Below are 15,092 nucleotides of genomic sequence, written 5' to 3' on the forward strand. Positions count from 1 at the left end.
CTAATCCTTACTTACACTTCTTTTTATTCTTCTCCTTATGCGTCTTCGGCTTATAAGTCCTATGGCCATACACATCATCGTAGTTCAAGACGGTTACAAGCCCTCCTGCTATGCACGATAAACCCGATAAATCATCGGCTTCCAGCACAATAACATTATCATCAGAATGCAAAAGCGAACTTACACGAACCTTCTTATCCTTACAACCTATATATGAAATAACCAACGAAGTGTCTGGTGGTAACTTCAAAGCAAACTGTCCATCTACGTTTGTAGCAACACCCTTGTTTGTTCCGTCTATTACAACAGCTGCCCCTATCACAGGTTCTTTATTTTCTTCGTCTATGATCATTCCACGTACAATCACAGGTGATGCACAACCATCAGAAAGGTCTACTACCTTTATAGGGGCTTTCTTGGTAGTTTGTACAGGAGGGTTAGCCGTACTATCAGACTTAACAGCTTGCGCAGCAGCTGTCACCGGCATTACCGTAGCGCAGATACCAGCAGCAATACCAGCCACCTTCATACCGAAGCCATTACCCTTACGCGCCTTTAACTCACGTTCAAGATAGCGTATTTCTTCCTCACAAGCAGGGCAAGTGCCTGCACACTCCCCTTCGTAATGACACTCCTTAGGCTGATAACTGATACCATTCGCATCCGCTATCTGCTGCCGAATATCCTTTAGTAGCTTACAAGTACTCTTTCCTTTTACCATAATCCTTATCCTTACTTACACTTCTTTTTATTCTTCTCCTTATGCGATTTCGGTTTATAAGTCCTATGACCATACACATCATCGTAGTTTGGAGAAGCAATTACAACCTCTCCTGCTATATCATAGGTTTCCAGAACAATAACATTATTATCAGAATGTAAAAGAGGACTTACATGAACCTTTTGCTTCTTATAACCGATATATGAAATAACCAACGAAGTTTCTGATGGTAACTTCAATGCAAAAAGTCCATCAATATTTGTTGCCACACCCTTGTTAGTTCCGTCTATTACAACAGAAGCACCTATCAAAGGTTCCTTATCATCACCACCTATGACCATTCCACGTACAACCACAGGTGATGCACATCCATCAGAAAGGTCTACTACCTTTATAGGGGCTTTCTTGGTTGTTTGTACAGGAGGGTTAGCCGTACTATCGGGCTTAACACCTTGCGCAGCAGCAGTCATGGGCATTACCATAGCGCAGATACCTGCAGCAATACCAGCCACCTTCATACCGAAGCCATTACCCTTACGTGCTTTCAACTCCCCTTCAAGATAACGTATCTCCTCCTCACAAGCAGGGCAAGTACCTGCACAATTCCCCTTGTGTTGACACTCCTTAGGCTGATAGCTGATACCATTCGCATCCGCTATCTGCTGCCGAATATCCTTTAGTAGCTGACAAGTACTCTTTCCTTTTGCCATAACTTTATTTCTTATTACACTTCTTTTCCTTATGCGACTTTGGTCCTTTCTTCGTCTTATGCTTCCCGAACATTTTATCGCATCCACCCAAGACTACAATTTCATTCATCATCGCCGAGTCCTCAGTGATATAAATATCATTATTCTTTTTATCTAAGAGTTCTTTAACTGTCACACTCTTTTTATAATAACCAATACCTCTCACCTCCAGTGTATCAGTTGGCAGAGCTTTCACAGCATAGTCGCCCTCAATATCGGTGACATCTCCTTTTTTTGTGTCCTGCGACCCAACAACGGCTCCAATAATAGGCTCCTTTGTCTTTGTATCGAATACCTTCCCACGTAATAGCACAGCATCAGGGTGCCCATTGGTCAGGTCTACCGCTCTTATAGAATCATTCTTTATCGTCTTAGCCTTAAAGTCAGGACTAATCTTACTCTCTGTTTGTACCATAGCAGCCATTGGCAATACTGTCACACAGACGCCAGCTGCAATACCAGCCACCTTCAAGCCTAAACCGCTATGCTGTTTATTCTTCAGTTGTTCTTCAAGGTAACGGATTTCTTTCTCACAGCCAGGACACGTACCTTTACATTCGCCCTTATGATGACACTCTTCTGGATGATAGCTTATTCCGTTCTCAGTTGCTATTTTCTGACGGACATCCTTCAAGACCTTACAAATAGTTCTTCCCTTGTCCATAAATTATTATTTAAGCGTTAGTAAATAAAAGACCTTGCTACAAAAATATAAAAAAAAGAAGATAAACAAAAACAAACTGACATTTTTGTTATTAGATGACGATAAATTTAATCGTTCACTATAAAATACACATAAAAAGTATTAGCTTATCAAGAGATGACAAACTATTTACACCGCTTACTTAAAAACACACCTTGTATGTCTACTATTTGTATCTTGCCTCAAATAAGATGATACTTATAAAGTTCCCCAGCCCTGTTCAAGCCTCGTGCGAAGGCTCCGCACATGTGGTGCGAAGGCTTAGCACCATTTGTGCTGAGGGCATATTACCTTATAATATATCACTGAGATACGAGCAATTTATCTTCCAACGACTGATTAGAGGTTAAACTCTGATAACTTGGTGATACAATTATCCCCTCTGCAAAACCTTTCATATGGTCGATTCCATTGGTTCTGAGAGGGGATAGTATCTTTCTTTTGATTTCGTCAAGCAATGTTCATTAACTCTCCACAACAGTAAATTTGGAGAAATCTGTCATACGAAGCAGTTCCTCATAAGAGGTCTTAGGGTTCTTCTTCATATAGTTGTCTACAGCCTCCTCATACCGACTGTGATAGGTTCGCTTTGTCATTATCTGATTGACAATCCATTGTATCTTTCCAATCTGCAAGTCACGCTCCACTTGCGGACGCGATTCAAAATGCTGTAAAGGATAGATACTCATCAAATAGAATGTCATACAATCTGGAAGGATGTATTCACGTGACATCTGTTTACGCTGTGTTGGCGAATAAAACTTCGCATACAAAGGATAATTAGGACCGAGATACTTGTCAAGCGAGATACCGATAGTACCATTACCCACGACAACACTTTGGTCTAAAGCTGATATCTGTGCATAGACTCTTGGAATTGTAATGTTCGGCAAAGCCTGTTTCAGTCGTCTGAAAGCTCCACTAAACTGATGATCAAGGTCTTCTGTATTGGCAAACTCCGACTCTACAGCTGCTATAACAGACTGTAAGGTCGTGTCTTGATAGAACTTCAAGAACTTTGTATTGATGTCTGGATCGGTTATCTCACCAATCTTTACGACATCCTCTATCAGTGTACGGGTCTCTATCGGATACTCTGTATTCATCTGCTGGAGCGCAGAGAAATCACCTGTTGTCAAGTAACGATATTCCAAACGGTCATAGCGATCTATCTCTAATAACAGTGAATTTTCATTCACGTCATCAGATGAAAGTTTGAACTGACAGCCTACACAGGTGAACAGAACAACTAATAATATGCAATAGAGATATCTCACTGGTTACTTTCTGGTTACTTTTTACAATATTTGAGTATTGATTGCAAAATTACTAAAATATATTTTAAAACGCAAGCGTTCTGCTAAAAATATTAAAATAACATGCAACTATATCCCATTTTCATTCAGATAAGGAGCTAAAAAACTTACGACCCTTCACGTAATATTGCCAAAGGAGGGCATATTTCTTACGTCCATCATTCGTGCAAGAAGGGATATTTTCTCGATGTTTCACTACTCCATCAAGACGAATAGGTAATCTCTCAAACTCATGTCGCCACTTTTTAAAAGCCCTACGAGCTGAGAAAATCGCCTTAAATTCACCCCAATTATGATTCAGAATCAGCGTTTGAAATGCAGCTAAATAGTCTAAAAACCATCTTACGCGCATGACATGTTTCAACTCATCTTCTGGTAAGTTCTTCCATAACATGGTCAAGTTATTACGGAAGTTCAGGAAGGTTTTACGTGGATTTGACTTAGGCAATGTGCCGCCTCCAACGTGATAAACATAGCTTTCAGGGAAACAGAAGATGCGCTTACCCATCTGATGCAGACGCCAACAGAGGTCGATTTCTTCATTATGAGCAAAGAATCTGCCATCCAATCCACCTGCTGCCCAATAGTCTTTGGCACGTATCATCAAGCAAGCTCCTGTTGCCCAAAGTACCTCTTCACTATTATCATACTGCCCATTATCATCCTCTACCGTGTCAAAGATACGTCCACGGCAGAACGGATAGCCATAACGATCAATGAAACCTCCCGATGCACCAGCATACTCAAAAGCATCAGGATTAGCAACAGAGAGCAATTTTGGCTGACAAGCTGCTATGTCCTCATGGGCTTCCATCTCCTCAATGAGGGGCGTAAGCCAGTGGTGTGTGACCTCAACATCACTGTTTAACAACACGTAATATTCGCTGTCTACCTGCTTTAACGCACGATTATATCCTTCCGCAAAGCCGTAGTTCTCAGCCAATTCTATCACCCGAACATGTGGATAAGTTTCTCTCAACCATGCGACAGAGTCATCTGTTGAAGCATTGTCGGCTATGATAACCTCTGCTTCATCTCGTGAGAATTTCAGCACGGAAGGGAGATATTGCTCCATCATGCTTCGTCCATTCCAGTTCAATATGACTATCGCTACTTTCATAAGAGTTCTGCCTTTAATGAACTTTGATCGAAATTAAACTCTCCCAATCGTACTCGGAGAATCTGGTTGTCATATTCTTCCTTTGCCTGATTGGGCGATAGTTCTACACGAATATAGTTATCTGTAAAGCCATGCATAGCCTTTCCTCGTGCCGCTTTCTCAAAGAGGACGTCTGCCTCCTGCCCTATATGTTCCGCATAGAAGGCACGTGTCTTCTCGTCAGAGAGTTTCAAAAGCTTATGCGCACGGTGCTTCTTCTCACGGTCATCTACCACATAAGGGATTGACAATGCCGCTGTTCCTGGACGTTCCGAATAAGGGAAGACATGGAGTTGGGTGACTGGAAGAGAGTCGAGGAAGTTATAACAATCCTCAAAATACTCTGGACGCTCGCCACGAGAACCTACCATCACGTCCACTCCGATAAATGCATCGGGCATCTTTTCCTTAATAAGTTTTATCTTACGAGCAAAGAGTGCCGTGTCATAACGACGGTGCATCAACTCCAACACCTCGTCAGAACCACTCTGAAGTGGGATGTGGAAATGTGGCATAAACGCTCGTGACTCTGCACAATACGCTATCAACTCATCATCGATCAAGTCGGGTTCCAACGAACTAATACGGAATCGCTGTATGCCCTCTACCTTATCTAATGCCTTAACGAGGTTTAAGAAACTCTCACCTGTGGTCTTACCAAAGTCACCTATATTCACTCCCGTCAACACAATTTCCTTTCCACCCTCTCTTGCAGCCTCTTCTGCCTGCGCAACAAGTGACTGAATAGTCGGGTTACGTGAGAATCCACGAGCAAAAGGAATCGTACAATAAGTACAGAAGTAATTACATCCGTCTTGCACCTTTAGGAAGTAGCGTGTACGATTACCACGTGAGCAACTTGCTTGGAAACTTTTAATATCCTTCGTCTTTACAGAGTGATACTCTCCCTCTGACGTCTCTTCTTTAGCTGTATCGACCTTGTTCCAAGCATCACTAAGATACTGTACGAGGTCGGCTTTCTCATTACTACCCAACACAAGGTCAACACCTTCTATCTTCGCTACCGTTGCACTCTCAAGCTGAGCATAGCAACCTGTCACGATTACGAAAGCACCTGGGTTCTGGCGAACCATACGATGGATGATCTGACGGCACTTATGGTCAGCAACCTCAGTAACCGAACAGGTATTAATCAGACATATGTCTGCCTGCTCAGTCTTCTTCGCTTCACGCACGCCCATATTATATAAGGTACGCGCGAAGGTACTTGTCTCTGAGAAGTTGAGCTTACAACCCAACGTATAGAACTTGGCTGTCTTGCCTTGAAATGCTGCTGTATCTATCATATAACTTGCAAAGTTACAGTAAAATGAAGACAAAACCAAAGAAATAAGCCCGTTTGCTCATCAGAAAAAACAAGAAAGAGCCAGAAAATAAGATTTTACACGCAAAAACAAAGCTCTAAAGGTGCTAAAAACAAAGGGATTTTAAATTGTGTAGGCACACATTAAAACCTTTAACATTTATTTAATATTCATATCGTGTTGATTATCAACAGATTACAAATTTGTTACAAAAGAAGAACAAAAAAAGTTCTAAAAATATTATTGCCGTATAAAAAAAATACTTACCTTTGCATCGTTTTAACAAACAAATGATTGTTTTACAGATTTAAAAAGCAAAGAAAATGAAGAAATTAGTTTTAATGTTCGTAGCTATCGCAGCTATCTCTTTCGCATCTTGTGGTGGTAACTCTAAGCCAGCTCAGAACGCTGACTCTACAGCTGACTCAATGGCTGCTGATTCAATGGTAGATAGCGTACACGCTGATTCAGTTGCTGCTGATTCAGTTGCTGCTGACTCTGTTAAGTAATCAGAGAACGAACAGAAAAAGAGAGAAATTGGCCGCAGGACATTGTCCTGCGGTTTTTTCGTTTATAGACATGAGGTAATCAGAACCATGATTTATCTAATGCAAAATTCATAATTCATAATTCATAATTATGATTACCACTATTGCTGTAGATAAGATAACTAAATCACTTTGAGACAAAGTAAGATTAAGACAGGATAAAATAAAGACAAAGTAACAGAGAAACAAAAGAAGGGCGGAATATAAAGACAGAGTAACAGAAAAACGTTTCTTTTGTTGACAAGGTAACGAGTAGACAAGATAACAAGTTACTTGTAAGCAGGGAAAATGAAAGTCAGCGTAACCCTAAGAACAAAAGTTGAATTTGATTAAGATAGGGGAATAGAAGAATGATTGATTTCCGCATCCTTCTGCCTTTTAAGCTCTCTATAGCTCCTGTAAAAATATGGGTTATTGTAAATAAAATTCTAAGGCTGAAAACAAGAAGGGCGTAAATTGGCTTCCAATTAACGCCCTTTTGGCTTGCTAAAGATGCCCTTTTGAAGTCCAAGTAACGCCCCTTTGAAGCCTTACTAAGCACCTTTTAAAACACAACTTTGCAACTATCTGATTCTATGCAACTTAGAAAAGCAGTCTTATAGCTCGTTTTTTTGACTTTTAAAGCCCAAAAGCACCGTTGTATTGTAAATAAAATTCAAACCAATTCTCGTATTTTTAGCTTAAAAAATAGGACTCAAAACATCTTTCTTATTTATAGGTTGTTTCCTGATAAGCACGAGGTGTCAAGCCCGTTTCGCGTTTAAAAAACTTAGAGAAAGCAGAAGCACTGGGGAAATTCATGCGATTTGCAACTTCATAAGCCATCATTCCGTTAGTTTTCAGCAGTAGCTTTGCCTCTTGTATGGTGGCTCGATTTATCCAAGACATCACACTCTGCCCACTTGCCTTCTTTATTGTCGCAGAAAGATGATGTGGCGTTACATGCAGTTGAGAGGCATAATAAGGAATTGAGCGTTCCTGTACACAATGCTGTTTTATCAGCCGTTTGAATTGAAGGAAGAGTTCCTGAGTACGCGTAGAGCCTTCATTCTGAACGTTTTGCGCCACCACCCCGTTTAGTTCTTGCACATCTGCAACAATCGCTTTAGACAAATACTGTACGGTCTTTCGGCGATAAGGAGCAATGTGTACGACATCCCATAAAAGATAGTACATCCTCAGCAATCTGTCAAACTCTGCAGGGGAAGTTTTGTATACCACCTCATCAGACATCTCAATACTATCCCTAAACACAATAACCGTCACACGAGCATCATCGGAAATCTTATTAACTTCAACGATTGTGTCGGCAGGACTCAACATAACATTTCCTTTTTCAATATGATAATCCTGCAGATTGATACAGACCTCTGCACTATCTTCCAGCACAAGAAAGAGACGCGGCTCTACCATCTGATAGATTTCTTCCTTACTAAAAACAGGAATCCGCTGTACACTTCCATTAAGAATAAGAATCAAATCGTCGTTGACAAAGAACTTATCCTGCTGGCTAAGAACTTCATTTAAATTCAGGTTATCTACCGAAAGATGATTTATAACTTTCGTAATGCTCATAAAATTTCCTTATTGTATGATTTAATTGCAAATTTACTATTATTATACTGATATGAAGAACAATTTTAATACTAATCGTACAAAAAGACAATTTAATCTAAATTTTGGATAATCAGATAACGAGAAAGATAGGATAAATTTGCATCGTCCTGATAGAAAAGGAATTAAACCACAGTAAATAAGCATAAAAACAAAGGTATGAATATGAAGAAAATAATGATAAGCCTTGCTTTAATAATACTATCTTCCGGTAGTTGGGCGCAGACATTGGAAGAATGTCAGCAGGCAGCAGAAAAGAATTATCCACTCATCAAACAGTATGGATTGATTGCTAAGACAACGCAACTGACGGTTAAGAACATTCAGAAAGGGTGGCTTCCACAACTCACGGCATCGGCGCAAGCAACCTATCAAAGTGCTGTTACGGCTTGGCCAGAGAGTATGCAGAGTATGTATCAGCAGATGGGACTCAACATGAAAGGGCTGAGTAAGGATCAGTACAAGATAGGTATCGACCTTCAGCAGACTATCTATGACGGAGGTGCTATTAGCAGTCAGCGTAACATTGCACAGAAAGAGGGAAAAGTACAGGAGGCGCAGACGGAAACAAATCTATATCAAGTGCGCCGACGTGTCAATGAAATGTATTTCTCATTGCTGTTGCTGAACGAACAAATCCAACTTAACGAGGATGTAAAAACACTGCTACTGTCAAGTGAGAAAAAGCTTTCTGCCATGGTAAAAGGCGGTACGGCTGCTACGAGCGACCTCGACAATGTGCGAGCAGAACGACTCAGTGTTGAGCAACAGAACGAGAATCTGAAGCAACAAAAGCTAATACTACAGTGTATGTTAAGCGTCTTCTGTGGACTCGAGGTGAACAATACACAGAAACCAGCACCTGTCCAGGTAGCTTCGTCAGTAAATAATCGCCCTGAGATGCACCTATACAATAGTCAATTAGAACTTACAGAAGCAAAGGAGAAAGCCTTAGACACACAATTGCGACCCAAGTTAGGACTTTTTGCACAAGGCTTTTACGGCTATCCGGGACTGAATATGTTTGAGGATATGATGAACCGCAAGTGGAGTCTTAATGGTATCGTCGGCATCAAATTGTCATGGACTGTAAGTGCTTTCTACACACACAAGAACGACAAAGCAAGGCTAAGCGCACAACGAGAAATGATAGAGAATGCGCGAGAAGTGTTTCTATTCAACAATAAACTGGAAGAGATACAACAAAATGAGAATATTAATCGCTATCAAACAATGATGAAAAGCGACGATGAAATCATCGTATTGCGTACGAATGTACGTAAGGCAGCAGAATCAAAACTTACTCACGGAATCATAGATGTCATTAGTTTGCTGCGAGAGATAAACAATGAGAATGCAGCCAAGACCCAACAAAGCATCCACGAGATTGATATGCTTAAGGAGATGTATAACTTGAAATATACAAACAACGAATAAAAAAAGACAAACAAAGGATATGAAAAAGATCGTTTTATTAACAAGTCTTGCCGTTATCATGGCATCTTGCGGAAAAGATAAGAAGGATTATGATGCTACAGGAACATTCGAAGCAACTGAAGTAACGGTATCAGCGGAGTCTACTGGTCAACTGATAAGCTTCAATATTGCTGAAGGACAGCTGCTTAACAACGGACTAACAGTTGGTCAGATTGACTCCCGCCAACTCTCATTAAAGCGTGAACAATTGGCTACAAGCAACGAACAACTAACCGCAACACATAGTCAGCTCGAAGCTAACAAGCGTCAGTTGCAAGCGAATAGACAAGCAACAGCAAGCAAACAGTTAGACCTTGAAAAGCAGGTGGCATCTATTCGACAACAAATTGCTAATCAGCAACGTGAGCGTGAACGCTTTGCCGAGCTCTTAAAAGACGGTGCTGTGCCACGTAAACAGGTTGATGACATTGATTATCAGATACAAGTACTACAGAAACAACTCGTAGCTACGCAGGAACAGATTGCCAGTCAGAATGCATCTTTAGCTGAACAGAATAAGGGTTTGGCTGCTCAAATGGACGGAATAAGCTCACAGCAGACCGGAGTAAGCGCACAGCAAGCTGGCGTTCGCAATCAGCAAGCCCAGATAGACGACCAAATTGCTCACACCTTTGTGAAGAGTCCGCTCATAGGAACAGTCTTAGAGAAGTATGTTGAACAAGGAGAATTTGTCTCTGTTGGCAAGCCTTTGTTCAAGATTGCAGACACCAAGCGTATGTACTTACGCGCATATATCACCTCTGAACAGCTCAAAAACGTCAAGTTAGGACAAAAGGTAAAGGTGATAGCAGACTATGGTGGTGGCGAGAAAAAGCAATATAATGGTGTCGTTACATGGATATCAAGTCGCTCAGAATTCACACCAAAGAGTATTGTCACAGAAGATGAACGTGCCGATTTGGTCTATGCTATCAAGATACAGTTCCAAAATGACGGTTATGCAAAGATTGGAATGTATGGCGAAGTGAAGTTTTAAAGCGAGAAATAAACGATGACAGCAATAGAAGTAAACAACATATCAAAGCACTACGGAAAGGTACAAGCATTGAAGGATGTTAGCTTCTCCGTGAATAAAGGTGAGATATTCGGTCTCATCGGACCTGACGGAGCTGGCAAGACTTCAATGTTTCGCATCCTTTGTTCGCTACTTTTGCCTAAGACAGGAACCGCTACAGTAGACGGATTTGACGTGGTCAGCCAAATGGAAGAGGTGCGCAAGCGAGTCGGTTATATGCCCGGAAGATTCTCACTTTATCAAGATTTAACGATAGCAGAGAACCTTCACTTCTTTGCTACACTCTTCAATACAACGGTAGAAGAGAACTATGAAGCCATAAAACCTATCTATTCGCAGATCGAACGATTTAAGGATAGAAAGGCAGGAGCACTCTCTGGCGGTATGAAACAGAAGTTAGCACTCTGCTGTGCATTGGTCCATCAGCCAAGTGTTCTCTTCCTTGACGAGCCTACAACAGGTGTTGATCCAGTCAGCCGAAAGGAGTTTTGGGAGATTCTCTGTCAACTGAAGGAGCGTGATATAACCATCGTTGTCTCCACACCTTACCTTGATGAGGTGAGAAGTTGCGAGCGAGTAGCCTTCCTTTCAGAAGGAGTAGTAAAAGGAATAGGCACAGCTGACGATATTCTTACTAAGTTTAAAGATATCTTTAACCCACCAGCTATCGAGCGAACAACGAACGATAAGGCAATTAACGCTACAAACAAAGAAGCAGAAAATGTCATAGAAGTAGAACATCTTGTCAAGACTTTCGGTTCTTTCCACGCTGTAGACGACATCTCCTTTACGGTGAAGAAGGGCGAAATCTTCGGTTTTCTCGGTGCTAACGGAGCCGGAAAGACCACCGCTATGCACATGCTTACGGGTCTCAACCAGCCTACTAACGGCACAGGAAGGGTTGTTGGGTTTGATATCCGTACCGAATATGAGCAGATCAAACGACATATCGGCTACATGAGTCAGAAGTTCTCGCTATATGATGACCTCACCATTGCCGAGAATATCAGCCTTTTTGCAGGTATCTACGGTATGAAAGACGACGAAATACGCCGTAAGACGGATGCGTTATTAGAGCGTCTAAACTTCTCAGAACACCGCAATACGCTGGTAGCAAGTCTGCCTTTAGGCTGGAAACAAAAGCTTGCTTTCTCTGTAAGTATCTTCCATAATCCTGGTGTTGTGTTCCTTGATGAACCTACAGGAGGCGTCGATCCCGCCACACGTCGTCAGTTTTGGGAACTTATCTATGATGCTGCAGAGCGGGGAATAACGGTATTTGTGACCACACACTATATGGACGAAGCCGAGTATTGCGACCGTATTTCGATCATGGTAGACGGTAAGATAAAGGCTTTGGGGACACCCGACGAACTAAAGCGGACGCTCAATCAACCCGATATGGACCATGTATTTACTTATCTGGCACGTCAAGCAAAGCGCAGTTCAGATTAAGATTACCTATCCATTTAAAACAAACAATTATAGATGAAGCCATTTTTTTCATTTGTTATCAAGGAAACCAAGCATATTCTTCGCGACAAACGCACGATGTTGATGCTGTTCGGTATGCCCATCGTAATGATGCTTCTCTTTGGTTTTGCCGTCACCAATGATGTGCGAAACGTACGCATTATCATCGTAATGAGCAATGCTGACAATGCCACTCAGCAAGTAGCTGACCGCCTCGCAGCCTCCGAATACTTCACATTGACAAAGGTTGTGGCGACTCCTAACGAAGCCGAGAAAGCTATCCGTGACCAAAAAGCCGATATGGCAATCGTCTTTTCACAGGATTTTGCAAGTAAGAAGTCGGGCTATCAACTCATTGTAGATGGTGCAGACCCCAACATGGCACAGCAATGGACCATCTATGCCAATGCCGTTATCAATAATACTGAGGCAAAGGCGGTGAACACAAAGCTACTTTACAACCCTCGGATGAAGTCTACTTATAACTTCGTTCCTGCCATTATGGGTACGTTGCTGATGCTCGTATGTGCTATGATGACCTCTATCTCCATAGTCCGTGAGAAGGAGAAAGGGACCATGGAGGTACTGCTTGTATCGCCAACAAAGCCCTTAATGATTATTGTTGCGAAGTTAGTACCTTATCTTGTGCTTGCCTTCACCATCCTTTCAATCATCTTACTCATGTCGTCCTTCGTATTAGGCGTACCTATAAAGGGTTCTTTGTTCTGGATATATGTGGTTTCAACTATCTATATCCTATTAGCGCTATCGTTAGGAATCCTTGTGTCAACAATAGCCGAGACACAACTCGTTGCCCTCCTCATATCAGCGATGTTATTAATGATGCCTGTCATTATGCTCTCTGGAATGATGTTCCCAATAGAGTCAATGCCGAAGATATTACAATACATCTCAGCCATTATCCCTACTCGTTATTACATCAGTGCGATGCGTAAACTGATGATTATGGGTACCAGAATTGAAGAAATTTACTTTGAAGTGTCCATACTAATAAGTATGCTCATAGCCTTGATGTCGCTTGCACTGGCAAAGTTTAACAAACGATTAGAATAGAAAACTATGATACTAAAATATCTTTTAAGAAAGGAATTCACACAGATACGTCGTAACTCCTTTCTGCCAAGACTTATCATTACCTTCCCAATAATGATTATGTGCGTTATGCCGTGGGTAATGAATATGGAGGTTAAGAACATTGTTGTGGATGTTGTCGACAACGACCGCTCTACCCTCTCACAACAATTGGTACACGAGATAGAAGCAAACAAATACTTCATCTTCCATGGGCAGCAGCCTACCTACGCACAAGCACTCAAGAATATAGAACATTCTGAGGCGGATGTCGTGGTTGTTATCCCCCAAAACTACAGCCGTAATTTAAACTCAGGACGTGTTCCACAGGTCCTGATTGCGGCTAATGCTGTCAATGGAACAAAGGGAGCGTTGGGCTCGGGATACCTTTCTCAGATTGTTTCTGCGAATGTCATGCCCTCTACAACAGCCATAAAGTCGAAGATTGACACGCTTTATCTCTACAATAAACATCTTAACTTCAAGGTTTTTATGATTCCCGCACTGTTGGCTATGGTGATGATGATGATAACTGGTTACTTACCAACACTTAACATCGTCAGCGAAAAAGAGAAGGGAACAATTGAACAGATAAATGTGACACCAGTGAGCAAATGGACTTTCATACTTTCGAAGTTGATTCCTTATTGGATGATAGCTTTCTTCATCGTGACGGTTTGTCTGTTGTTGTCTTGGCTTCTCTACGACATCACCCCTGTGGGGAATATAGCCCTCATCTATCTCCTTTCGATGTTGCTTGCACTATTCTTCTCATCCTTTGGACTGATTATTTCTAATTACTCCGATACCATGCAGCAGGCAATCTTCGTGATGTGGTTCTTCATGGTCATACTCCTGTTGCTCTCAGGACTATTCACCCCAACGCGTTCGATGCCTCCTTTTGCTTATCTTTCCACTTATATCAACCCTGTGAGCTACTTCATTGAGGCGATGCGTACAGTATTTATCCGCGGTGGAAACATCAGTAGCATAAGTCATCAGCTGCTTGCCCTCTCGGGAATAGGTCTCTTTATGGGAACTTGGGCGGTAGTGAGTTATAAGAAGAACAAAAGATAGAGGAACGTTTATTTAGTTGACAAGTTAACGAGTAGACGAGTTAACGAGTTGCTTGTAGACAGGGTAATTGAAAGACAAAGTAACAGGAGAACGATTCTTTAGTTGACAAGTTAACGAGATGACAAGTTAACGAGTTAATTGTAGACAGGGTAATTAAAAGACAAAGTAACAGGAGAACGATTCTTTAGTTGACAAGTTAACGAGTAGACGAGTTAACGAGTTGCTTGCAGACAGAGTAATTGAAAGACAAAGTAACAGGAGAACGATTATTTGGTAGAAAAGTTAACGAGTTGCTTGTAGATAGAGTAAATGAAAGACAAAGTAACAGAAGAACATTTCAGTTTTGCACGCTTCTGCCTTTTAAAATCTCTATAGCCTTTGTAAGAACGTAGGGTTTTGTAAATAAAATTCTAAGACAGCAAACGAAAAGGGCGTAGATTGGCTTGCAATTTACGCCCTTTTGGCTTGCAAAAGATGCCCTTTTGAGCTCTAAGTAACGCCCTTTTGAAGGCTTACTAAGCACCTTTAAAAACGTTATTATGCAACTATCTGATTCTATGCAACTTACAAAGGCTGCCTTTTAGCTCGTTTTTTCGACTTTTAAAGTCCAAAAGCACGTGCGATTTGTAAATAAAATTCAAACACTAAAGAAGTATTTTAGGGTCTTCAGGATTTTGGAGTGATAAGGTTTGCCACTTGTGTTTAGAGTTTGTAGCAATGTCACACGGAGGCACGGAGAGGACGGAGAATTATTAAAACAAAGCAATAGAAGTAACGGAGGCACCGTCGGTGCATAGAGCGAC

General features: G+C 41.4%; 13 protein-coding genes. 6 read left to right on the forward strand and 7 right to left on the reverse strand.

Annotated elements, in window-relative coordinates:
* Nucleotides 1–7: 7 nt before the first annotated feature.
* The 6 genes from HMPREF1505_RS07550 to mtaB all read right to left on the reverse strand — a co-directional run bounded on the left by HMPREF1505_RS07550 (nt 8) and on the right by mtaB (nt 5,955).
* Nucleotides 8–721, reverse strand: coding sequence for a carboxypeptidase-like regulatory domain-containing protein (locus HMPREF1505_RS07550; RefSeq protein ID WP_036924221.1), 714 nt, complete (start codon nt 719–721; stop codon nt 8–10).
* Between the two features lie 11 nt (nt 722–732).
* Nucleotides 733–1,431, reverse strand: coding sequence for a carboxypeptidase-like regulatory domain-containing protein (locus HMPREF1505_RS07555; RefSeq protein ID WP_036924223.1), 699 nt, complete (start codon nt 1,429–1,431; stop codon nt 733–735).
* Between the two features lie 4 nt (nt 1,432–1,435).
* Nucleotides 1,436–2,134, reverse strand: coding sequence for a carboxypeptidase-like regulatory domain-containing protein (locus HMPREF1505_RS07560; protein ID WP_036924225.1), 699 nt, complete (start codon nt 2,132–2,134; stop codon nt 1,436–1,438).
* Nucleotides 2,135–2,637: 503 nt separating this feature from the next.
* Nucleotides 2,638–3,450 carry a gliding motility protein GldB gene (locus tag HMPREF1505_RS07565; RefSeq protein WP_036924227.1) on the reverse strand — a complete coding sequence of 271 codons (813 nt, stop codon included), beginning with the start codon at nt 3,448–3,450 and terminating at the stop codon, nt 2,638–2,640.
* A 121-nt stretch (nt 3,451–3,571) separates the two neighbouring features.
* Nucleotides 3,572–4,609: a glycosyltransferase family 2 protein gene (locus HMPREF1505_RS07570; protein WP_036924229.1), complete on the reverse strand. Its 1,038-nt coding sequence runs from the start codon at nt 4,607–4,609 to the stop codon at nt 3,572–3,574.
* Nucleotides 4,606–5,955, reverse strand: coding sequence for a tRNA (N(6)-L-threonylcarbamoyladenosine(37)-C(2))-methylthiotransferase MtaB (mtaB, locus tag HMPREF1505_RS07575; RefSeq protein WP_036924231.1), 1,350 nt, complete (start codon nt 5,953–5,955; stop codon nt 4,606–4,608). The genes HMPREF1505_RS07570 and mtaB overlap by 4 nt, the downstream gene beginning before the upstream one ends.
* A 341-nt stretch (nt 5,956–6,296) precedes the next feature.
* Between mtaB and HMPREF1505_RS07580 the strand changes: the two genes are divergently transcribed.
* On the forward strand, nt 6,297–6,482 hold the full coding sequence (locus HMPREF1505_RS07580) for a hypothetical protein (protein ID WP_036924233.1): 186 nt from the start codon (nt 6,297–6,299) through the stop codon (nt 6,480–6,482).
* A gap of 747 nt (nt 6,483–7,229) precedes the next feature.
* On the opposite strand, the gene HMPREF1505_RS07585 is transcribed toward HMPREF1505_RS07580, so the two are convergent.
* Nucleotides 7,230–8,096: an AraC family transcriptional regulator gene (locus HMPREF1505_RS07585; protein ID WP_036924235.1), complete on the reverse strand. Its 867-nt coding sequence runs from the start codon at nt 8,094–8,096 to the stop codon at nt 7,230–7,232.
* A 204-nt stretch (nt 8,097–8,300) separates the two neighbouring features.
* Between HMPREF1505_RS07585 and HMPREF1505_RS07590 the strand changes: the two genes are divergently transcribed.
* Genes HMPREF1505_RS07590 through HMPREF1505_RS07610 form a run of 5 tightly spaced genes read left to right on the forward strand, consistent with a single transcriptional unit; the run spans nt 8,301 to nt 14,289 of the window.
* Nucleotides 8,301–9,572, forward strand: a complete 1,272-nt coding sequence (locus HMPREF1505_RS07590) for a TolC family protein (protein WP_036924264.1) — start codon at nt 8,301–8,303, stop codon at nt 9,570–9,572.
* 19 nt (nt 9,573–9,591) lie between these two features.
* Nucleotides 9,592–10,608 carry an HlyD family secretion protein gene (locus HMPREF1505_RS07595; RefSeq protein WP_036924237.1) on the forward strand — a complete coding sequence of 339 codons (1,017 nt, stop codon included), beginning with the start codon at nt 9,592–9,594 and terminating at the stop codon, nt 10,606–10,608.
* A gap of 15 nt (nt 10,609–10,623) precedes the next feature.
* Nucleotides 10,624–12,102 carry an ATP-binding cassette domain-containing protein gene (locus HMPREF1505_RS07600; RefSeq protein ID WP_036924239.1) on the forward strand — a complete coding sequence of 493 codons (1,479 nt, stop codon included), beginning with the start codon at nt 10,624–10,626 and terminating at the stop codon, nt 12,100–12,102.
* 33 nt (nt 12,103–12,135) lie between these two features.
* Nucleotides 12,136–13,194 (forward strand): ABC transporter permease, encoded by a 1,059-nt coding sequence (locus HMPREF1505_RS07605; RefSeq protein WP_036924242.1) that lies wholly within the window; start codon nt 12,136–12,138, stop codon nt 13,192–13,194.
* A gap of 6 nt (nt 13,195–13,200) precedes the next feature.
* On the forward strand, nt 13,201–14,289 hold the full coding sequence (locus tag HMPREF1505_RS07610) for an ABC transporter permease (protein WP_036924248.1): 1,089 nt from the start codon (nt 13,201–13,203) through the stop codon (nt 14,287–14,289).
* Nucleotides 14,290–15,092 lie beyond the last annotated feature (803 nt).

This window comes from Prevotella sp. ICM33, from assembly GCF_000517825.1.
Classification (GTDB): domain Bacteria; phylum Bacteroidota; class Bacteroidia; order Bacteroidales; family Bacteroidaceae; genus Prevotella; species Prevotella melaninogenica.

Coding starts and splice junctions, on each gene's coding strand:
- HMPREF1505_RS07555 (WP_036924223.1), bottom strand. CDS start 1,431: ATGGCAAAAGGAAAGAGTACTTGTCAGCTACTAAAGGATATTCGGCAG.
- HMPREF1505_RS07550 (WP_036924221.1), bottom strand. CDS start 721: ATGGTAAAAGGAAAGAGTACTTGTAAGCTACTAAAGGATATTCGGCAG.
- HMPREF1505_RS07580 (WP_036924233.1), top strand. CDS start 6,297: ATGAAGAAATTAGTTTTAATGTTCGTAGCTATCGCAGCTATCTCTTTC.
- HMPREF1505_RS07570 (WP_036924229.1), bottom strand. CDS start 4,609: ATGAAAGTAGCGATAGTCATATTGAACTGGAATGGACGAAGCATGATG.
- HMPREF1505_RS07590 (WP_036924264.1), top strand. CDS start 8,301: ATGAAGAAAATAATGATAAGCCTTGCTTTAATAATACTATCTTCCGGT.
- HMPREF1505_RS07585 (WP_036924235.1), bottom strand. CDS start 8,096: ATGAGCATTACGAAAGTTATAAATCATCTTTCGGTAGATAACCTGAAT.
- HMPREF1505_RS07595 (WP_036924237.1), top strand. CDS start 9,592: ATGAAAAAGATCGTTTTATTAACAAGTCTTGCCGTTATCATGGCATCT.
- HMPREF1505_RS07560 (WP_036924225.1), bottom strand. CDS start 2,134: ATGGACAAGGGAAGAACTATTTGTAAGGTCTTGAAGGATGTCCGTCAG.
- HMPREF1505_RS07600 (WP_036924239.1), top strand. CDS start 10,624: ATGACAGCAATAGAAGTAAACAACATATCAAAGCACTACGGAAAGGTA.
- mtaB (WP_036924231.1), bottom strand. CDS start 5,955: ATGATAGATACAGCAGCATTTCAAGGCAAGACAGCCAAGTTCTATACG.
- HMPREF1505_RS07605 (WP_036924242.1), top strand. CDS start 12,136: ATGAAGCCATTTTTTTCATTTGTTATCAAGGAAACCAAGCATATTCTT.
- HMPREF1505_RS07610 (WP_036924248.1), top strand. CDS start 13,201: ATGATACTAAAATATCTTTTAAGAAAGGAATTCACACAGATACGTCGT.